Origin of the sequence: Catenulispora pinistramenti (assembly GCF_018274385.1) — a bacterium.
GTDB classification, from domain to species: Bacteria; Actinomycetota; Actinomycetes; order Streptomycetales; family Catenulisporaceae; genus Catenulispora; species Catenulispora pinistramenti.
Genome location: NZ_JAAFYZ010000089.1, coordinates 18,866 through 38,171, shown reverse-complemented (window position 1 = coordinate 38,171; position 19,306 = coordinate 18,866). Strand labels below are relative to the sequence as shown.

14 protein-coding genes and 2 pseudogenes are annotated in these 19,306 nt (G+C 72.4%); 8 read left to right on the top strand and 8 right to left on the bottom strand.

Annotation, left to right across the window (positions count from 1 at the left end; all coding sequences use genetic code 11):
* Positions 1–28 precede the first annotated feature (28 nt).
* Positions 29–469: an SRPBCC domain-containing protein gene (locus KGQ19_RS24565; RefSeq protein WP_212012089.1), complete on the bottom strand. Its 441-nt coding sequence runs from the start codon at positions 467–469 to the stop codon at positions 29–31.
* A gap of 177 nt (positions 470–646) precedes the next feature.
* On the opposite strand from KGQ19_RS24565, the pseudogene KGQ19_RS24560 reads away from it, so the two are divergent.
* Both KGQ19_RS24560 and KGQ19_RS24555 read left to right on the top strand, forming a co-directional pair.
* Positions 647–826: pseudogene (locus KGQ19_RS24560) on the top strand (hypothetical protein); the annotation flags it as partial.
* A 287-nt stretch (positions 827–1,113) separates the two neighbouring features.
* Positions 1,114–1,647, top strand: a complete 534-nt coding sequence (locus tag KGQ19_RS24555) for a hypothetical protein (protein ID WP_212012077.1) — start codon at positions 1,114–1,116, stop codon at positions 1,645–1,647.
* Positions 1,648–1,720: 73 nt separating this feature from the next.
* Here KGQ19_RS24555 and fusA read toward each other — a convergent pair whose 3' ends face one another.
* On the bottom strand, positions 1,721–3,733 hold the full coding sequence (gene fusA, locus KGQ19_RS24550) for an elongation factor G (protein ID WP_212012074.1): 2,013 nt from the start codon (positions 3,731–3,733) through the stop codon (positions 1,721–1,723).
* Positions 3,734–4,155: 422 nt separating this feature from the next.
* Here fusA and KGQ19_RS24545 point away from each other — a divergent pair, with 422 nt between their 5' ends.
* Both KGQ19_RS24545 and KGQ19_RS24540 read left to right on the top strand, forming a co-directional pair.
* Complete coding sequence (locus tag KGQ19_RS24545) at positions 4,156–4,701, top strand: GNAT family N-acetyltransferase (RefSeq protein ID WP_212012073.1); 546 nt, start codon at positions 4,156–4,158, stop codon at positions 4,699–4,701.
* Positions 4,702–4,925: 224 nt separating this feature from the next.
* Positions 4,926–7,106: a LuxR C-terminal-related transcriptional regulator gene (locus KGQ19_RS24540; protein ID WP_212012071.1), complete on the top strand. Its 2,181-nt coding sequence runs from the start codon at positions 4,926–4,928 to the stop codon at positions 7,104–7,106.
* Positions 7,107–7,219: 113 nt separating this feature from the next.
* On the opposite strand, the pseudogene KGQ19_RS52915 reads toward KGQ19_RS24540, so the two are convergent.
* From KGQ19_RS52915 to KGQ19_RS24530, 3 genes and pseudogenes are all read right to left on the bottom strand, one after another.
* Positions 7,220–7,645: pseudogene (locus tag KGQ19_RS52915) on the bottom strand (phosphotransferase); the annotation flags it as partial.
* Between the two features lie 78 nt (positions 7,646–7,723).
* Positions 7,724–8,488: a methyltransferase gene (locus KGQ19_RS24535; RefSeq protein WP_230419332.1), complete on the bottom strand. Its 765-nt coding sequence runs from the start codon at positions 8,486–8,488 to the stop codon at positions 7,724–7,726.
* Between the two features lie 265 nt (positions 8,489–8,753).
* A complete protein-coding gene (locus KGQ19_RS24530; RefSeq protein ID WP_212012069.1) occupies positions 8,754–8,909 on the bottom strand; it encodes a hypothetical protein in 156 nt (51 codons plus the stop codon).
* A gap of 505 nt (positions 8,910–9,414) precedes the next feature.
* Between KGQ19_RS24530 and KGQ19_RS24525 the strand changes: the two genes are divergently transcribed.
* Together KGQ19_RS24525 and KGQ19_RS52045 are read left to right on the top strand one after the other, a co-directional pair.
* On the top strand, positions 9,415–9,774 hold the full coding sequence (locus KGQ19_RS24525) for a hypothetical protein (RefSeq protein WP_212012067.1): 360 nt from the start codon (positions 9,415–9,417) through the stop codon (positions 9,772–9,774).
* A 260-nt stretch (positions 9,775–10,034) separates the two neighbouring features.
* Positions 10,035–12,983 (top strand): AfsR/SARP family transcriptional regulator, encoded by a 2,949-nt coding sequence (locus tag KGQ19_RS52045; protein ID WP_438801874.1) that lies wholly within the window; start codon positions 10,035–10,037, stop codon positions 12,981–12,983.
* A gap of 189 nt (positions 12,984–13,172) precedes the next feature.
* Here KGQ19_RS52045 and KGQ19_RS24515 read toward each other — a convergent pair whose 3' ends face one another.
* Entirely contained in the window at positions 13,173–13,385 is a 213-nt protein-coding gene (locus tag KGQ19_RS24515; RefSeq protein ID WP_212012064.1) for a hypothetical protein, read from the bottom strand.
* A gap of 496 nt (positions 13,386–13,881) precedes the next feature.
* On the opposite strand from KGQ19_RS24515, the gene KGQ19_RS24510 reads away from it, so the two are divergent.
* Positions 13,882–16,335, top strand: coding sequence for a serine/threonine-protein kinase (locus tag KGQ19_RS24510; protein ID WP_212012062.1), 2,454 nt, complete (start codon positions 13,882–13,884; stop codon positions 16,333–16,335).
* Positions 16,336–16,380: 45 nt separating this feature from the next.
* Here the strand turns inward: KGQ19_RS24510 and KGQ19_RS24505 are convergent, their stop codons facing one another.
* Entirely contained in the window at positions 16,381–17,178 is a 798-nt protein-coding gene (locus tag KGQ19_RS24505; RefSeq protein WP_212012061.1) for a nucleotidyltransferase domain-containing protein, read from the bottom strand.
* Positions 17,179–17,389: 211 nt separating this feature from the next.
* Positions 17,390–18,577, bottom strand: a complete 1,188-nt coding sequence (locus KGQ19_RS24500; RefSeq protein ID WP_212012052.1) for a D-alanyl-D-alanine carboxypeptidase family protein — start codon at positions 18,575–18,577, stop codon at positions 17,390–17,392.
* Positions 18,578–18,663: 86 nt separating this feature from the next.
* On the opposite strand from KGQ19_RS24500, the gene KGQ19_RS24495 reads away from it, so the two are divergent.
* Entirely contained in the window at positions 18,664–19,305 is a 642-nt protein-coding gene (locus KGQ19_RS24495; protein ID WP_212012050.1) for a helix-turn-helix domain-containing protein, read from the top strand.
* Position 19,306 lies beyond the last annotated feature (1 nt).

The window sequence follows — 19,306 nt, the reverse complement described above, 5'->3', positions numbered from 1 at the left end:
GCCCCCGCCACCGAAACCCCCTCCAGCCTCACGCGGCCTCTTCGGCCCGCTTCTTGAACGCGTCCATCACCTCGCGCCACCCGCCGTCGTTGTCCTTGAACGCGCCGCGCCGCAGCTCCTCGTCCCCCTCCAGCGCCGTGAACCCGCTCTCGACCACCCGCAGCCGGGTGCCGTCGCCCTCGGGCGTGAGCGTGAACTCGATCAGGGTCGTGATCCCCTCGCGCAGCGCCTGGCCCGAGTAGGCGCTGGCCCAACGGTAGGACACATAGCTCTTCGGGTCGATCTTCTCCACCCGCACCGGGTAGTCGCCGTACTCGTCGCTGTGCGCGACGGTGGTCTCCCCGGTCACGGCCTCGGCACCGGTCGGGGCGACCCAGAAGCCGGGTTCGGTCACCAGCGACCAGACCCGGTCCTGGGAGGCGGCGATCAGGGTCTCGCGCTCGATGCTGTCCTGAAGGTCAGTGGTCATGACGTACTCCCTCGTTCTCACTAGCGGCTCTAACGTGCAACCCCAGAGTTGCACATCGATCCCGAACGCGCAACCCGCAGGTTGCACATCAACCGGGCCGCGAGGTTGCGCCGGACAGGTGAGCGCCAGGTTCGGGGGCCGCCGACGGGTCACCACCAAGGGTGAAGAGCCCGGAAGATGTCAACTCACTGCCAAGGAGGCCCGGTGCCGCGCGACGGATCGAAGGAGCCGGACGCGCTCCTGCTCCAGGCCGGAAAGTTCTTCCGCCGCGGCACCACCGCGACCGACCTGCACAGCGTCCGGTACCAGGGCGGCCGCGCGGGCGACGTCTTCTACCGGGACCGCTGGAGCCACGACCCGCACGCGCTGGCCGAAGGCCCGGTGCGGCGCGGGTGGGAGGGGATCGGGAGCTGAACCTGTGAGCGGATACTGTGCCGCTCATGTACGACGATCCGTGAAACGCGCCCGACCTTCTACCGCTCGCCACCACCAGCCGGACCCCGATGAAGCCGACCAGCTTGGCCGTCGCCGAGGACGAGTACCGTCGCGGACGCAGGTGCGCGCGCTGCGGAAGGTCCGGGCCGCCGAGTCCTGACGCCGACCGCCGCTTGCCCGGCTTCAACGGGGACTGATAGGACCGCCACATGTCCATGGCCTGGTATACCTTCGAATCAGCACTCGACGGAGTCCCGACGGCATCCGCAGGCCTCGACGCGCTGCTCGGCCCGCACGCGCCCGAGGTGCTGGCGCTGCTCGGCGCGATCGGCGCCGGGGACGCCGGGCCGCTGCTCAGGCGAGCGCTGGCGGGCGGGCCGTCGGAACGCGAGGCGGACCTGGACGCCGCGCTGCGGATCATCGCCGAGCATGCGGATGTGGAGGCGCTGGCTCTCGGAACCGATGTGGACGTTCGTTACGACGAGATCATGCAGGCTCTGTGTGTGGTCGCGCTGATCGGCTGCGAGCTGGGCGACGACGCCGAGATACAACGTCTTCGCTTCCTGATCGCGAGCATCGCGTTCGAAGCGCATATCGCAGCCGTGCAGGGCCAGGTCGAACAGCGTGAGGTGGACAAGGAAGTCAACGCAGCGAGGCGGGCGTTGGCGAGGGTCATGCAAGTCGTGGTGCGCGACCTCAAAGCGCAGGACAAAGCGCAGCGCAAGGCGGCGCGAAAGCGCTGATCGGCCGAGCGCGCGGGCCGGGCCCGGCCGACCCGTCCCGAAGGACAGGCCGGCCGGACCCAGGCTCCCGGCCTCACCCACCGACCACCGGCGCGTACCCCGCCGACCGCATCGTGAAGGCCCCGCGGCCTTGCGTGCGGCTGCGCAGGCGCGTGGCGTAGCCGAAGACCTCCGCGAGCGGGATGGTCGCGGTGACCACGGCCGTGGTGCCCCGGCTCGTCGAGTCCGTGACGCGGCCGCGGCGGGCGGCCAGGTCGCCGAGGACCGTGCCGACGGTGTCGTCCGGGGTGGTGACCGTCAGCTCCGCCACCGGTTCCAGTATGGCCAGGGTGCTGGCGCGCAGTGCTGCGCGCAGGCCCATCAGCCCTGCTGTGCGGAAGGCCATCTCCGAGGAGTCCTTCACGTGGGTGGCTCCGTCCAGGAGCACCACGCGCAGGCCCGTCACCGGGTGACCGGCCAGGGGGCCGGTGGTCAGGGCGTCGCGGCAGCCGGCTTCGACCGCGCGGATGTACTCGCGGGGGACGCGGCCGCCGGTGACGCGGGATTCGAAGGTGAAGCCCGTGTCGCCGAGGGTGTCGGTCAGGGGGCTGACTTCCAGGACCACGTGGGCCCACTGGCCGGAGCCGCCGTCCTGCTTGACGTGCCGGTAGACGAAGCCGGTCACGCCCGACACCACCGCTTCGCGCAGCGCCACCTGCGGCCGCCCGACGGTCACGGCGATCTCCTTCTCCTGCCGGATCTTCTCCACCGCCACCTCCAGGTGCAGCTCGCCCAGCCCCGACAGCAGCGTCTGGCCGGTCTCGGGGTCGGTGCGGACCGACAGGGACGGATCCTCCTCGACCGCGCGCGCCAGCGCCGCCGCCAGCCGGCCGGTGTCGGCGTTGCGGTCCGCCTCGACCGCGACCGACACCACCGGCTCGCCCGGCGCCGAGCCCGCCGCCTCCAGCAGGACCGGTGCTTCGGGCGCGGCCAGCGTCGCACCCGTCACCGCGTGCTTGGGGCCGACCAGCGCGACGATGTCGCCGGCCACCGCCTGTTCGACCTCGGTGTGCCGGTCGGCCTGCACCCGCAGGATCCGCCCGACCCGCTCGGTCCGCCCGGCGCCGACGTCCAGCACCGAATCGCCCTTACGCAGCGTCCCGGAGTACAGCCGCACGAACGTCAGCCGTCCCGTACCGGTCGCCTGCACCTTGAACACCAGCGCCGCCAAAGGCTGCTCCGGATCGGCATCCGACCGGTCCAAAGGCGAAGGCAGGTAGGCGACCACCGCATCCAGCAGCGGCTCGATCCCCCGGTCCTTGTACGCCGCACCGCACAGCACCACGACGACCTCGCCGGAAGCAGTCAGCTCACGCAGCGCCGCCCCCAGCGTCTCCGCGGAAAGCTGCGACCGCTCGACGAACTCCTCCAGCGCCGCAGCATGCCGCTCGGCGACCGTCTCCTCCAGCTTCCGCCGACGCCGGCCGGCCTCGTCCGCCAGCGCCTCGGGGACCACGCCTTCGGCCATGGTGCCGTCGGCCCATGTCAGAGCCCGCATCCGGACCAAGTCGACGACGCCCTCGAACTCCCCCTCGCTCCCGATCGGCAACTGCACCGCCAGCGGCACCGCGTGCAGCCGCTCGCGAATGGACTCCACCGCCGCGTCGAGGTCGGCGCCGGTCCGGTCCATCTTGTTCACGAAGGCGATACGCGGCACGCCGTACCGGTCGGCCAGCCGCCACACCGCCTCGCTCTGCGGCTCGACCCCGGCCACCGCGTCGAACACCGCGACGGCGCCGTCCAGCACCCGCAGCGCCCGCTCGACCTCGGCGGAGAAGTCGACGTGCCCGGGGGTGTCGATGAGGTTCAGCCGGTGCCCGGCCCAGTCGCAGCTGACGGCCGCGGCGAAGATCGTGATGCCGCGCTTGCGCTCCTGCGGGTCGAAGTCGGTGACGGTGGTGCCCTCGTGCACCTCGCCGCGCTTGTGCACGGCGCCGGTCAGGAACAGCACGCGTTCGGTGACGGTGGTCTTCCCGGCGTCCACGTGCGCCAGGATGCCCAGGTTGCGGACCAGGGACAGGGAACGTCGGGTCAGGTTTGCCCGCATGATGGATCAATCCTTCGGATTTCGCTGTGCGATCCGCGCCGCCGGTCGGACGCCGGTCGGACGACAGTCAGAAGACGGTCAGACGGCGGTCGCGGTGGATCAGGACAGCGCGATGCCCGGGCTCAGCCGCCGCACCGGCCCGGGCGAGGCAAGCAAGGCGGGAAAGGCAAGGGAAGCAGCCGAATCAGACCCGGGATGTCAGCTGGTCAGCCGTCTCAGGGTCCGGATAAAGCCCGGGAGATGTCTCAGCGCAGGCCGCGCAGCCGGCGCCGAGCCGGCGAAGACACCAGGATCACGTCGAAGGGGTGCCGGGAGGCGGGGATGGCGGAAGTGCCGCGGGTCATGATCCCTCCCCATCATCGGAACGTGCGAACGTGTTGCCGCGAGGCTAGCTGATCCCCCGGACGGGGGAAACTGGTTTCATGCGCATCGATCTCTTCGTGGACGGCCACCCGGTCGTCATCCGCGACCTGGAGCCCGCCGACGAGCCGGCGGTGCTGGCCGTCCTCGCCGCCTCCGACGACTGGTTCCTGGCCGCGACCGGCCAGCCGTCCGCGCCCGGCGACGTGCAGAGCGCCTACTACTCGCTGCCGGAGGGGTACGACTTCGAAGACAAGGTGCTGCTGGTCATCGAGGCGGCCCGGGAGGTGGTCGGGTTCGTCGACGCCCTGCGTCAGTACCCGCACATCGCCTCGGTCGGCATCGGCACGTTCCTGATCCGCCCGGAGTACCGGCGGCTCGGGATCGGGCGGGCGGTGGCCGCGGCACTGTCGGCGGCGGCGGTCGAGCAGGACATCGTGCAGATCAGCACGCACGTCGTCGAGGGCTGGGTCCCGGGCCGCAAGTTCCTGGCCACCCTCGGCGCCACCTTCTCCCCGCCCGCGGTGCCCGGCGGGGCGGGCAACCGCACCGTCGGGCCGCACGAGAGCGCGCGGAAGGTGATCCCCGCCACAATCGCCATCGGCTGAGCATGACAGTTCCCTGATCTTGGCCTGATCAGAGCCTTTCCCCGGACGATTGCGACAAACCCGCCAGCCGGCGGCCGATTCGGCAACCGTGAGCGATTCTCAGATCATTCTCAGTAGCCACCGATAACCCCCTGTGCGATACTCTTCACAAGAACTGAACATTGGTTCCCAAAGCACCGCCTCGGCAAAACGAGGTGAAATCAGACCTCTTGCCAGGGGGGAGCATGCGAGCTCTCGACTGGGCGCCGACGCGCGCCCGGTTGTTGCCGCCGGACACCACCGACTTCACCGGGCGGCTCAGCGAGCTGGCCGCGCTCACCAACCCCGCGATGCTGTGCTCCAGAAAAGGCGCCTCCCACGCCGCCGCGCTGTTCGTGCTGACCGGCGCGGGCGGCACCGGCAAGACCGCGCTGGCGGTGCGCGCCGCCCGGCTGGCCGGCGACTCCTTCCCGGACGCGCATCTGTACGCCGACCTCGGCGGCTACACCGGCGTGCCGACCCCGGTCCCGGACGTGCTGCGCCGCTTCCTGCGCGCCCTGGGCGCCACCGGCCCGCTGCCGGAGGACCAGGACGAGCTGGTCGGGATGTTCCGCACCGTGCTGGCCGGGCAACGCTGCCTGGTGGTCCTGGACGACGCCGCCGACGAGGCCCAGGTCCGACCGCTGCTGCCGGCCGGCCCGGACGCGCTGGCCATCGTCACCAGCCGCAACTGGCTCGGCGGCCTGGCCGGGGCGCTGCCGCTGCGGCTCGGGCCGATGCCGGACGCCGAGGCGGCGGCCATGCTGGCCCGGGCGCTCGGCCCGCGCTGGACCGGCAAGGAGGACGTGGACGGCCTGCTGGCGCTGTGCGGATACCTGCCGCTGGCCATCCGCATCGCGGCCGCGCGCCTGTTGTCCCGGCCGCAGATGAGCGTCGACGACCTCTGCGACCAACTCCGTGACGAGCGCCGCCGGCTCAAGCGCCTCACCGCCGGCGACATCACCGTGCAGGGCGTCCTGACCTCCTCCTACGAAGCCCTCGACGGCGCCGACCGGGAGGTGTTCCGGCGCCTGGCGCTGCTGCGCGGCTACGACTTCTGCCCGGAGGCCGCGGCGCGGGTCGCCGGGATCACCCGGGAGGAGGCGCAGGAGGCGCTGGACCGGATGGCCGACCGCAGCGTGGTCCGCGCCGAATCCGAGCCCGGCCGCTACAGCCTGCACTCGCTGGCCCGGCTGTTCGCGGCCGACCGGCTGGCCGCGGATGAGGACGCTGATACGGTCCGCGCCGCCGAGGCCGGGCATCTGCGCTGGCTGCTGGACCGGGTGCGGGCCGCCGCGGATCTGGTGGATCCGGCCATGGTCCGGCTGCCGGCCACCGAAGCCGCTGCCGACGGCGCGTTCGCGGCCTCTGGCGAAGGCGCTGGATCCAGCGAGACCGGCGGGACCGCCGAGACCGACCGGACCGACCGGACCGACAGGACCGACAGGACCGACAGGACCGACAGGACCGGCGAGGTCGCGCTTTCGACGGTGACAGCGACCGGGCCCGGCACCACACCGTCGATCGCCGACCACCACCGGACGACAGCCACCGGCCCCCGCGACATCACACCGGCCCCGACCCCGGCCCCGGCCCACCGCGAAGCCGCCCTGGCCTGGCTGGACACCGAGCGCCACAACCTGCTCGCCCTGGTCCGGCACCACCGCCGCTTCGGCGACCCGGCCGTGTGCTGGACCGTCCCGGACGCCCTGCGCGGGTACTACCAGCAACGCCGCCGCCTGCGCGACTGGATCCGGATGGCCGGGATCGGGCTGGCCGCCGCCCAGGGCGCCCGGAACCTGCGGGCCCAGGCCGCGATGCACCTGAGCCTGGGCATGGCCGCCTTCGCCGCCGACCGGCTCGCCGAAGCCGAGGACCACTATCAGCGCACTGTCGCGCTCGGCCTGAGCTCGGGCTGGCAGGAGATAGAGGCCGCGGCCTATCGCTGCCTGGCCGGGATCGCGCTGGCCCTCGGCGACACCGCGACGTCGGAGAAGTACCTGTCGCTGTGGGCTGATCTGAACGAGACGCTGGAACAACGCCTGGACGCCGCCGCCATGCTCCCGGCCGGCGACCAGTCACCGAACGAGGCGCCACCCGGCGCACCCGCCACACCCACGGCGGAGCCGGAACCCGGCGGGCCGACAACCGACGGCACACCGGCCGGCGACTCCCCGACGGCCAAGAAGTGGTCGGCCCTCAGCCGCCGCGAGCAGACCGTGGCCCGGCTCGTGGTGCAGGGCCTGACCAACCAGCAGATCGCCAAGCGGATCCGGTGCTCACCGGAGACGGTGAAGTTCCACCTGCGGAACATCTTCCGCAAGCTGGGCATCGGGTCGCGCGTGGAGATCGCCCGGTTCGTACTCGTGTCCAGCTGGCCCAGGTAAGAGGTCGAGACAAGAGCCAGAACCCTTATGGGCCCCTGCGATGCGACGAAATCCACGAACTCCTCGCCCGGCTGGACGCCCTGCGAAAGCATCCAACGGCCGGTACTGAGGGCGAGCGCGGCCAGATCGGCGCCGACCGGGCCGGTCCCGATCGTGGCCCGGTCCAGCACCACGGTGGTCCGATCGTCCAGGGCGATCAGGTTGCCCGCGGAGAAGTCGCCGTGGACCAGGACGCGCGGGACACGCTCCAACTCCGCCAAGAGCTCACCGCGACGGTTCCACCGGGCCTCCATGCGGGAGTCGGCCTCGACCCGCCGCCAATCAAGGCTGCCGGCGGCGATCCGCTGACCGAGCTGATCCACGACCAGCCAACCAAGCTTCGGCGCCACGGCAGCGGCCTGCCATTCGCCCAGCCGCCGGGCCGCGATCCCGGCCAACCGGCTGACGTCGCCCGTCGCCGCCCCGCTGCTGCCGGTGATCGGCGCACTGTGGCAGCTGACGAGCCGGGCGCCCGGCCGACCGACAACGTGCGCGAGCACCGTGTCGGGGATGAGTTCGTCCACATCGCAGACCGTACCGGCGCGCCCGCCGCCGACGCCCGGCGGTTTTCGCCGCCGTCAGCTGACGAGCACCTCCAGCAGGCACAACTCGACCCCGATCCCGCCGACCTCGCCGGCCTGCCGCCGGAACGTGGTCAGCTCCAGGCCGAGCCCGTCGGCCATGACGCGCAACCGTTCCTTGTTGCCCAGCGTGTTGAAGCCCAGGAACATCCGGCCGTGCGGGGTGAGCAACTTCGGGCCCTGACTCAGGAACCTGCTGTGGATGGCGTAGTCGCGGTCGAAGAAGGCCCACTGGAGTTCGTCCAGGTACTCGAACTCCGGCGGTGCGTCGATGACGTTGGAGTTCCAGTAGATGACGTCGTACTGCTCGTCGGTGTCCAGGGCGTCGAAGAGGTCGCTGCGCAGCACCCGGACCCGGTCGGCCACGCCGTGCCGCTCGGCGTTCGCCGCCGTGTTCCGCACCGCCGCCGAGGAGATGTCCAGGGCGGTGACCCGCGCGCAGCCGGTGAGGGCGGCCGTCACGGCCGTGACCCCGGCGCCGGAGCCGATCTCCAGGAACGAGCCGCCGACCGGGAACGGCAGCCAGGTGGAGAACAGCTCCGTCGTGGTGGTGTGGATGGGGGCGAACACCCCGGGCAGCAGGGTCCAGGTGCGGCCCAGCAGGTCGAACTGCTCCGGCCGGCCCTCGACGGCGCCGTGCCGGTCGGTCAGGGCGGCTCCGGCGGCCATCGGCGGGCTGTAGCCGATCGGCTCGGTGATCCGCACCGTCGGGACCGTCCGGACCGTGCGCACCGCTTCGGCGAACCTGGTCCGATCACACATCGTCTAGACCTCGTTTCGTGGGGGGGCGCGGGCGCCCGCGGGCGCCCGCGGGCGCTCGGCCCCGGCAGGTATGCCTGGGCGCCGGCCCGTACGGCCGGCGCCCAGGTTCGGCCGCTCGCAAGCAACTCGCCGCCCCACACGGCAGTCGCCTCGTCGGCCAGCTATGTTGTTGACCAGCTCGCCGCCACGCTCAGCGAAGAACGCCACCTGCGCTGAACGGTATGTCCGGAGACCCGCCACGAACTCCGGGGCGACGAGCCGGTCGTCACAGAGCCACTGCCGCACCTTGGCGCCCCGGCAGCGGGACGTGGACCTGCGGCTCGCCCTCCGCGGATCCGTTCTCCCGCCGGACGTAGGCCGGAAACCCCACGCCGCGATGCGTCGGCAGGACCAGGTGGCCGCCGATGATGAGTGGACTCATGGGCTTCAGCTTCGCCGCGCCCGGGCCGGGGCGGAAGCTGCCCGTTGGGGTAGGCACCGCCCCGGGCGGGTGCCGGTGATCACCTACCCGAACGGGTGGGTGTGAGGGTTCTGCGATGACCGCGGAATCGGCTCCGCACAATAACCCAGAACCCTGATTCAATGGCCGCACGAGCGCGCCGGACCCGGGCCGGGCGGACATTTCGCGCCGACTTTGCGATCTGCACATTGTCATTCCCGGCCATACCGCGCATAGACACCATTCCGGCATCCTCACAGGCACAAAAAGGCAATCCACCGACTCCGCCCCGAAACCGCACGCGGACCGAGCGTGACTATCGCACCATCCGTGACCGAGAACAAAAGCCCCCGCACCCCCGGCGGCCACACCCCGCTTTCGGCGCGACAACTGGTGTCCGCCACAACTCGGGGCGGGCCGGATTTGTCGCGCCGAACAAACCACGCAAGCGCGCGTAACGCGGGCGGGCACCCGGCGTTTGCCAAGCGTGGAGATCAGGGAAGCGGACATCGCCGCCATGGGCCGGGCCGCGGTCGAGGAGCTCATCGACCGCGCGGTGCGCCCGGACGTACCGCTCCGGGTGCTGTTCGCCGCCCTGGACCGGTACACCGAACTGCTGCGCCCGGCCTTGGACGACGAGCCCGGCCCGCCCGCCGAGCCGGTACCGCCGGGCCGGACCGGCCCGACCGCACCGGCCGCCGCACCGGCCCCCACGCCTGTGCCCGCACCAGCGCCGGCACCGACGTCGGCGGCGGCGATGGTGCCGCCTGGGCCCTCGGGCCCTCCGGCGGCGCCGGACCCCCATCGGCCACCGGGCCCGCCAGGCCCGCCGCGCTCACCGGACTGACAATCAGTTGATATCTAAGCCGCACCTGACCACCCTTGATGATCATCCTCTCTTGCCCGCGCCGGGCCGCCCCTCTTAGCCTGCTCTGTATTGACTGATCAAAAGCGGCATCCACAGAGCGAAAGCGCCCCCGGCGAATAACGAGAGAAGCACAGGGATCTGGTCAGAACGTGAACGCGATCCGGTTTCAGGTCCTCGGTCCGCTGCGGGGCCGGCGCGGCGCGGCGGAACTGGCCACGGGCAGCCCCCAGCAGCAGGCCATGCTGGCCGCGCTGTTGCTGCTGCCCGGCCGGACGGCGAGTTCGGCCGAGCTGATCGACGCCCTGTGGGGTGAGGATCCGCCGAGCCGGGCGCGCTCGATCCTGCGGACTTACGCGTGGCGCTGGCGCCGGGTGCTGGACCCGGACGCCGCCGACGGCGCCGCGTCCGAGGTGCTGGTCTCACTGGCCGGCGGTTATCGGCTGGCGCTGCCGCCGCTCGGGGGCGGCAGCGCCGGCAGCTCACGGGGCGCGCTGGCCGGGCTCGCCGACGGCGAAGGTCCCTCCCCCGCCGCGCTGAACGGTTTCGGGCCGGCCGGCACCGGGGCCGCGGACAGCACCGGTGGCGCCGACGGCGCCGCGGTGGACGCCGAACTGGCCGAGCACTGGGCCGCCCAGGCCGACCGGGCCAGCGCCGAGGGCCGGCCGGAGCAGGCTCGGGAGCTGCTCCGGCAGGCCGTCGACCTGTGGACCGGGGTGCCGTTGGCCGGGGTCCCGGGGCCGTTCGCCGAGCGGCAGCGGCGGCGCTTCGCCGAGCTGCGGCTGAGCCTGCTGGAGCGGCGGATCGCGCTGGACGTGGAGCTGGGACGCGGGGCCTCGTGCGTGCCGGAACTGCGGGCGCTCAGCGACGAGCACCCGCTGCGGGAGCGGCTGTACGCGCTGCTGATGCGCTCGTTGTCGCAGTCCGGACGGCAGGCCGACGCGCTGGCCGCGTTCACCTCGGCGCGCCGGCTGCTGATCGGCGAACTCGGGGTCGAGCCCGGGGCGGAGCTGCGGGCCGTACACGCCGAGGTGCTGGCCGGCGGACCGCCGAACCCGGCGCCGGCGTCCGCGTCGGGCCCGTCGGCCCGGCACGCCGCCGCCGGGCGGCCCGAGAAGGACGCCTTCGCGCGCCCGGCGCAGCTCCCGCCGGCCGAACCGGACTTCGTCGGCCGCACCGCGCTGGCCGACCGGCTCGGCGCCGAGCTGGGCATCGAGCCGGCCGCCGAGCCGCGCACCACGCCGACGGTCCTGGCCGTGGCCGGGATGGGCGGCGTCGGCAAGAGCACGCTCGCGCTGCACGTCGCGCACCGGGCCCGCCCCGGCTTCCCCGACGGCCAGCTCTACGCCGACCTGCGCGGGACCGGCGGCTCACCGGTGCCGCCGCAGGCCGTGTTGGAGGACTTCCTCCAGGCGTTGGGGGTGCCGACCGAGCAGATCCCGGAGGGCACGGCCGCGCGCGCCTCGCTGTTCCGCACCGTGTTGGACGGCCGCCGGCTGCTGATCGTGCTCGACGACGCGGCCAACGCCGCGCAGGTCCGGCCGCTGCTCCCGGGCAGCACCGGCTGCGCGGTGCTGGTGACCAGCCGGGCCCGGCTGGTGGCGCTGCCGAAGTCGGCGCAGGTGTGGCTGGACGTGTTCGACGACGACGAAGCGCTCGGACTGCTCGGCCGGGTCGCCGGCCCGGAGCGGCCGCAGGCCGAGCCGGAGGCGGCCCGGGCCCTGGTCCAGGCCTGCGGACGGCTGCCGCTGGCGGTGCGGATCGTGGCCGCGCGGCTGGCGGCGCGGCCGGCGTGGACGGTGGCCTCGCTGGCCCGGCGGCTGGCCGACGAGCGCTCGCGGCTGCGGGAGCTGCGGATCGGCGAGCTGGCCGTGGCACCGGCCTTCGAGGTCGGCTACCAGCAGCTGACCGCGGCCCAGGCGACGGCGTTCCGGCTGCTCGGCGTGGTCGAGGCGGCGGAGATCGGGCTGTCCGCCGCGGCCGCCGTACTCGCGCTGCCAGTGGCCGAGACCGAGGCGGTGCTGGAGTCGCTGGTCGACGTGGCGATGCTGGAATCGCCAGCCGAGCACCGCTATCGGCACCACGGCCTGCTGCGGGACTTCGCGCACGGAGCCGCCGGGAACGCCGAGCGGGCCGCGGCCGAGGGACTGGCCGCGCGTTCCCGGCTGACCGGGTTCCTGCTGGCCGGGGCCTGTGCGGCGTTCGAGGCGGCGGTGCCCGGCGACCCGATCCGGGAGACGCTGGCGCCGCCGGGGGTCGGCGACTTCGCGTTCGACTCCCCGGCCGCCGCCCGGGCCTGGGCCCGCGGCGAGGCGGCGACCGCCGCGGAGCTGACGGCCCGGATCGCGGCCGAGGCGCTGGGGACCGGGCCGCAGGCCGCGCAGTATCGGGACCTGGTCGCCGCGTCCATCAATCTGCTGATAGCGATGAGCCCGTTCGGGCCGGGACCGTGGGAACGCAAGACCGCGGCGGCGGTGCAGGAGCTGGCGCGGGCCGCGGAGCGGGCCGGGGACGTGCGGGGCCAGGGTCGGGCCTGGTTCCTCGCCGGGAACGCGGCGCTGGCGGCGGGACGGCCGGACGAGGCCTCGCAGCACGGCCGGTGGGCGCTGGAGCTGTGCACGCTGGCCGAGGATCCGGTGATCGCCCGGCAGGTGCTGAACGACCTGGGCGTGGTCGCCCACGGCCGGGGCGCGTACGACGAGGCCGCGGACCTGTTCGGGCAGGCCGTGACGCTGGCGCGGGAACTGGGGCACCGCAGCGGCGAGGCGAGTTCGCTGCTGAACATGGCGGTCTCCCGGCTGCGCGCCGGCCGGGCCGCCGATGTGCTCGCCGACTGCGACGCGCTGCTGGACTCGGCACGGGACCGCGGCGACGCGGCCGCGGCGGCGCAGACCCAGTATGTCAGCGGTCTGGCCCTGGCCGCCCTGGAGCGCCCCTCGGAGGCCGCCGAACGGTTCGGCACAGCCGCCGAGGGCTGGATGACCCTGGGGGCCCTGGACCGCGCCGCACGGGCCAGATTCCAGCTCGCGAAGGCGCTGCACGCACTCGGCGCCGACGCGTCGGCGCGCGACCACGCACACGCCGCCCTGGCCGAGTTCGAGGCCGAGGGGCGCACGGCCGATCAACGAGCAGTGCGGGCACTGCTCGCCGAGTTGGCGGCCACGCCGGTCGACGGCGCGGCACCGGGCTGACGCGGTTCGGGACGCGTCAAAACCGCCGCCGCGCCGGCAGCCGTATCGCCGCTGTCGACGGCGATGCGCGGCCGACTGACGCCGCACGGCCGAGGCCGGGCAGCCGATCGACGTCTGGCCGGACAGCGGTGCGGCCGCGTCCAGCGCCTGACCGGCCGAGGGGGACGGCGGCCGGTCAGGGCGCGCAGGTCAGGACGCGGCCTCCGCCGGGTGCCCACCCTCGGGAACCATGCTGTTCCAGTCCTTGACGTTGCCGTACGCGTGCGGGTAGCCGCTGGCGCTGTGCGAGCCGGCGGAGTGCGACGCGGTGTGCTCGGCCGCGGCCGTGGTCGCCAGTGCGGTGGCACCGAGAGCGGCGGCCAGGGCGAGCGTCGGCAGGGCCGCGGGACGCCGGAATGCCATTGTGTTCCTTCCGTGGGGACGGGGGTGCCCCCACCCTGCCACAGCGGGCGTCTACGTCCGATCTACGACCTGCTCGGCCCGATCGACCCGACCGTTCGGCGGCGGTCGGCGGCGGTCGGCCATGGCGCAAAACCATTGAAAGGCCGCGGATCGCGGCCTCGTGGCCAACCCTGCCCCGAACCGATCCCAAACCGTTATCCGCCGATCCGCAGGTCGCCCGGGACCTGGAATCCGACCCTTGACAACCCGCCGCCGCCGGATCCGGGTCGCAAAACGCCCCGCCTTACTTGAAAACCCTTGCCGAACCGCCCCTAACCCTTCGTAGAGAGCGGACCCGGCGCACACCGTCAAGGGCAGTTCTGCAATACGTTGAGGCCCAAACAGGAAAACGAGCTACGTTTGTTACGGGGGTTGGGGTGAATCCTTCCAGGCGGACGCCCTATCCTGCTGTCCCGGTTCGGGCAAACGACAACGAGTACTTGATGGGGGTCAGCGAATGCAACCGCTGGACGCGGGGGATCCGACACGCATCGGTCCATATGCCATTCTCGGCGTGCTCGGCAGCGGCGGCATGGGAAAGGTCTACCTCGGCCGCTCCACCGGCGGCCGCACAGTGGCGGTCAAGGCGGTGCGGCCCGAACTGGCCGACGACGCGCAGTTCCGGCAGCGCTTCCGGAATGAGATCGAGGCCGCCAAGTCCGTCTCGGGGGCGTTCACGGCAGCCGTCGTGGACTCCGACACCGAAGCGAAAGTGCCCTGGTTCGCCACGGCGTTCATCGCCGGTATCTCCTTGGGCGACGCCGTCGCCCGTTTCGGGGCTTTGCCCGAGCCCGCGCTGCGTACCCTGACCGCCGGTCTGGCCGAGGCCATCACGGCGATCCACCGCACCGGGATCATCCACCGCGACCTGAAGCCGGCGAACGTGCTGCTGGCGCTGGACGGTCCGTACGTCATCGACTTCGGTATCACCCGGGCGACCGAGGGCACCGCGCTGACCACCGCCGGGACCGTGATGGGCTCCCCCGGCTTCATGTCCCCGGAGCAGGCCTCCGGCGTGCGCGTGGGCCCGGAGACCGACATGTTCTCCCTGGGCGCCACCCTGGTCTACGCCGCGACCGCGCGCAGCCCGTTCGGCGACGGCCCGACCCCGGCGCTGCTGTACCGGGTGGTGAGCCAGGAGCCGGACATCACCGGGGTGCCGGACTCGCTGCGCGACATGATCGCCGCCTGTCTGCACAAGGAGCCGGCCCGCCGGCCCACCACCCAGCAGATCCTGGAATACCTGGACGCCAACGCCCCGGCGCCGACCACCGGCGGCTGGCTGCCGCCGACCTACACCGACGCGATCGTGCAGGCCAGCAGCGTGATGACGCACATGGGCGTCAACGCCGGCCCGACCGGACACATGGGCCCGCAGGGGCCGACCCCGCCGTACGGGGCGCAGGGCTACCAGGGCCCCGGCACTCCCCCGCAAGGCACGTACGCCCCGGCCTACGCCCAGACCGCACAGAGCGGCATGGTCGGCGTCGGCCCCTACGGCCCCGGCCCGGGCACCGGCCCGCAGGGTGTTTACAACGGCCACAACGGCAACCCCAACAGCGGCGGCAAGATGAGCCGCCGCGCGCTGTTCGGCATCATCGGCGGCGGTGTGGTGGTACTCGGCGGCGGCGGAACGGCGATAGCCCTGTCCGGCGGTTCCAGCAAGAAGAACCCGCCGCAGGCCAACGGGTCCAGCGGCGGCCCGGGGCCGAGCAGCCCGGGGGCCGACACCGCCACCGGCGGCCCCAGCAGCCAGGCCTCCGGCGGCGTCACCGGCCCGAGCAACAGCGCGCCGATCAACGACCCGAACACCGCGGCGTCGAACTCCCTCGGCGGGGCGCCCCAGGCGACCGCCGCGTACAACGCGACCACCAGCGACCCGATCTACAACAGCGCGCTGAGCCAGAACACGCTCATACTGGTCGGCACGAACAACACCCACGGCCTGGACACCTCGCTCAAGACCAAGTGGCCGGACATCGCCTGCGGCGGCGGCACGATCAGCGACCTGGCCTGCATGGACCCCAACGGCACCACGGTGTACACCACCGGGGACGACGGCACCGGCCACGACAACTGCTTCGCGATCGACGTCAACTCCGGCAAGGTCCTGTGGAACCTCGTCCCGTTCGACAGCTCCTACGAGCTGCAGGGCGCGGCCGGCGTGATCGGCGACCTGATCATCTTCACAGCCAACGTCAACGTCCAGGGCGACGCCCTGTTCGCGGTCAGCAAGACCACGCACAAGCTGGTCTGGAAGCAGCTCAACGCGGACCTGGGCTGCGTCCACGTGCCCAAGAGCGGGAAGTACATCTTCACCGGCCACGAGGCGTCCGCCTCCGACACCGACTCCACCGTCACCGGCCTGGACGTGGCCACCGGCACCAAGGTCTGGCAGGTCTCCATCCACCTGGCGACGATGGGCGGGGCCGGCGAGGACTTCTTCGCCGACGACGGCCAGTCCCTGTTCACCGGCGCCCAGCAGCTCATGGCGCTGGACCCGGCCACCGGCAAGACCAAGTGGCAGACCATCATCGGCGACCCGACCGACCCCGCGCTGATCAACATCCCGTTCACCGACGGCAGCGGCCGGGTCTACATCACCGCCGACGGCTACCTGGCCGCGGTGGACGCCAGCAACGGCAAGGTGCTCTGGCAGTCCTCGCTCCCGAACTCGGGCCAGTTCTCCATCAGCGGCGCCTACGCCACCGGCGACGGGCAGGTCTACGTCACCGACCTGAACAAGGCGCTGTACGCGGTGGACGCCAAGACCGGCAAGTGCAACTGGACCTACAGCAACTCGCTGCTGGCCGGGCAGAACGTGTCGACGCTGATCGGCGGCGGCGGCAAGGTGTTCTACAGCGCCGGACAGGCCGTCCTCGGGTTCAACGCGAACGGGAAGAACGCGTAGCGGATCCGCTCGCTTGGGCGTCGGACGGCGCCCAAGCGAGTTCGGCTACTGGTTCAGGTTCACACCTAGTTCGGTCCGCAGGCGACGGTCCAGGGCCGCTTCCAGCTCGGTCGGCCACTGCGCGCCGGAGGCCTGGGCGAGCTGACGCGCGACCGGCAGGAAGACCCGGGCGCACGCCAGGTGCGCTTCGAGCACACTGTCGTGCCTCGCCTCGACTCCGGGCAGGTCGGTCAGCTGCCGCAGCCGCTCCGGCGGAAGCAAAGTGTTGAGATGCAACGCCCCGCCCCGGTCCTCGACCGCCACGTCCTCCAGGAACAGCTGCACGACCAGCCCGCGCAGCAGCCCGGCCCCGGACACCCCGACCACGTGCTCCCGCCGCCCGAGCACCACCGGCAGCAACCCCATGACCCGCAGGAACTCGGTCGTCAGGGAACTGATCTTCACCGGATCCGGAGCCAGCGGCGCGCCCGGCGGCAGCAGCCGCGCACCGAGCCCGGCACGGTCGAACAGCGGTCGCAGGGTACTGCGGGTGCGGTTCGCGACGTCGTCGGGGACGCCGATGGAGACGTCCCAGCGCTGCCAGTCGGCCGTGATGTGCAGGAACGTGCTGCCGAAGACCTGCTGCCTGAGCACCGAAGGCGCCACCCGGTCGGAGAGCTTCGGCCAGTCGGCGATGAACTCGGCCCTGGCCTCGGGCTCGACGACGAGCCAGACATCGACGTCGCTGTACCGGTCGGCGGTCCCGCGGGAATGACTGCCCATCAGCCACGCGGCCAGCACTCGCGGATCGGCTTGGAGGACTTCGACAAGACGGTCCAGGAACGGTTCGGCGGTCTCCGGCATGCGGGCTCCTCGGCTCCTCGGGTCATCAGGATGATCGGCGGCAGGGTTCTGATGGTAGAGGGCTGGTTCGCGCTATGAGCGGCGGCCTGGGCTGCTTGGCCAGTGGTCTGGGCTGCTTGGCCAGTGGCCGCCACGAAGACCCCCGCGCAGGAGAATGGCGCTCGCGGCACCGGCTTGCCAGCTGATTTCTTCCGCAGCAGCAGCTTGGCTGCTAGGTGCGGCGCCGATGGATCCCCCGCGTGCCCACCGGCACCGCCACCGCTGCCAGTGCGGCGACCGCTCCGAGCCAGGCCGCGCCTGACCAGGGCGGCGCGGTCGAGCGCGGTCGGGCTATCGCCTCGATGCGCGTGACCGGCCTCGACGGCAGCATGGGTTTCGGGGCGGGCGTCGGCGCAATCGTTGGCGTCGGTGTGGGCGTGGGTGTCGGTGTCGGTGTCTGCGCTGGCGTCGGCGTGGGTGTGGGCGTCGTCGGCGCAGATGTCGGCGGCGCCTGACTCCCGCCGAGCAGCGCGACCGGCGTCACCTTCCCATCAGCCGCGAACGCCCAGTCCATCAGGTCCGCCGCCTGGTCGGAGATGTCCGGGCCGCCGAGCATCAGCGTCTCGATGATCGTGTGGCCGTCGCGGGTCGCGGCGCCGACGTAGGTGTGCCCGGCTTTCGTCGTCAGGCCGCTCTTGATGCCGATCATGCCCGGGTAGCCGAGGATCAGCGGGTCGTGGTCGGTGAGGGTCAGCGTGCTGCCGTCGGGGCCGGGGAACGTCGTGTGCTTCAGGTCGCAGTAGGCGCGGAAGGCCGGCAGGCGCAGGCCCGCGCGGGCGAACAGTGCGAGGTCGTAGGCGCTGGTGGTCTGGCCGTCCTGGTCGTAGCCGTCGGCGTCGATGATGTCCGTGGTGTCCCGGGCACCGAGACTGCGTGCCTCTCGCTCCATGGCCGCGGTGGTCGCGTCGAGGCCGCCGGAGAGGTGGGCCAGTTCGGCGACGGCGTCGTTGGCCGACTCGACGAACGTCGCGCGCCACAGTTCGGCGACGCTGTAGGTGACCCCCGCCGTCATGCCGACCACGCTGCCGTCCGGCTCGGCGGCGAAGTCCGCGGCCTTCGGTGTGACCTCCAGGTCCGGGTCCAGGCGCGGGATGAGGGTGTCGGCTGTCAGGATCTTGAGAGTGCTGGCCGGGTAGAGCGCACGGTGCGGATCCTTCTCGGCCAGGATCTGGCCGGTGTCGTAGTCCACGACCAGGTATGAGGCGACGTCCACGGCCGGCGGCCCCGGCACCGGATCCGACACTGTCACCGGCACCGTCACCGTCACCGTCACCGGCACCGTCGCCGACACCGGATCGGGGATCAGCCCCGCCACGGCCACGACCAGCACAAGCGCACTCAACCGAGAGCTCAGCCCCACACGCGGAACGTATCAACGCTCTGTCGCCGGGGCAACGGAACATTGTTTCGTTGACACTGTCATATGACAGTGTCATGATGAGCCGCATGACCGAAGCCCCGGCCCCCTGGACCATCGACCGCCTGGCCCGCCTGGCCGCGGCGGCGCTGGCCGCCGGGGCGCCGACCCAGCCCAACGGCCGTATCCGGGAGGTGCCCGACGTGCGGACGATCCGCTGGTACACCTCGATCGGCCTGCTGGACCGGCCGGCGGCCATGCGCGGACGCACCGCGCTCTACGGCCGCTCCCACCTGGCCCAGCTGGTCGCGATCAAGCGGCTGCAAGCCAGTGGGCTGACAGTGGCGGCGGTACAGGAACGGCTGCTCGGCGCGGAAGCGTCCGTGGTCGAGCAGATCGCGGAGTTGCCGGCGGATCTGGACGCCTTGATCGCCCCGGCGGACCCGGATGCAGCGGGACCGGCGACCTCCCCCGCCCGCTCCCGCTTCTGGATCACGCCACCCGCAGCCGAGCCATTCACCACCATCACCGCCGACACCGAGGCCGACACCGAAATCGAGGCCGGGCCCGACACCACCGCCCCACTCATCACCGGCATCCGCCTGACCACCGACATCACCCTGCTCCTGCCACCCGGCCGCACCCCGGACGCCGCCGCCCGCGCCGCGATCACCGAAGCGGCACAACCACTGCTGGACCTGCTGAACCGGCTCGGCCTGTCCGAGGCCTGAC

Bases quoted from the DNA above. Each gene is read 5' to 3' on its own strand.
- KGQ19_RS24565 (WP_212012089.1), bottom strand. From the start codon at position 469: ATGACCACTGACCTTCAGGACAGCATCGAGCGCGAGACCCTGATCGCC.
- KGQ19_RS24555 (WP_212012077.1), top strand. From the start codon at position 1,114: ATGTCCATGGCCTGGTATACCTTCGAATCAGCACTCGACGGAGTCCCG.
- fusA (WP_212012074.1), bottom strand. From the start codon at position 3,733: ATGCGGGCAAACCTGACCCGACGTTCCCTGTCCCTGGTCCGCAACCTG.
- KGQ19_RS24545 (WP_212012073.1), top strand. From the start codon at position 4,156: ATGCGCATCGATCTCTTCGTGGACGGCCACCCGGTCGTCATCCGCGAC.
- KGQ19_RS24540 (WP_212012071.1), top strand. From the start codon at position 4,926: ATGCGAGCTCTCGACTGGGCGCCGACGCGCGCCCGGTTGTTGCCGCCG.
- KGQ19_RS24535 (WP_230419332.1), bottom strand. From the start codon at position 8,488: ATGTGTGATCGGACCAGGTTCGCCGAAGCGGTGCGCACGGTCCGGACG.
- KGQ19_RS24530 (WP_212012069.1), bottom strand. From the start codon at position 8,909: ATGAGTCCACTCATCATCGGCGGCCACCTGGTCCTGCCGACGCATCGC.
- KGQ19_RS52045 (WP_438801874.1), top strand. From the start codon at position 10,035: ATGCTGGCCGCGCTGTTGCTGCTGCCCGGCCGGACGGCGAGTTCGGCC.
- KGQ19_RS24515 (WP_212012064.1), bottom strand. From the start codon at position 13,385: ATGGCATTCCGGCGTCCCGCGGCCCTGCCGACGCTCGCCCTGGCCGCC.
- KGQ19_RS24510 (WP_212012062.1), top strand. From the start codon at position 13,882: ATGCAACCGCTGGACGCGGGGGATCCGACACGCATCGGTCCATATGCC.
- KGQ19_RS24505 (WP_212012061.1), bottom strand. From the start codon at position 17,178: ATGCCGGAGACCGCCGAACCGTTCCTGGACCGTCTTGTCGAAGTCCTC.
- KGQ19_RS24495 (WP_212012050.1), top strand. From the start codon at position 18,664: ATGACCGAAGCCCCGGCCCCCTGGACCATCGACCGCCTGGCCCGCCTG.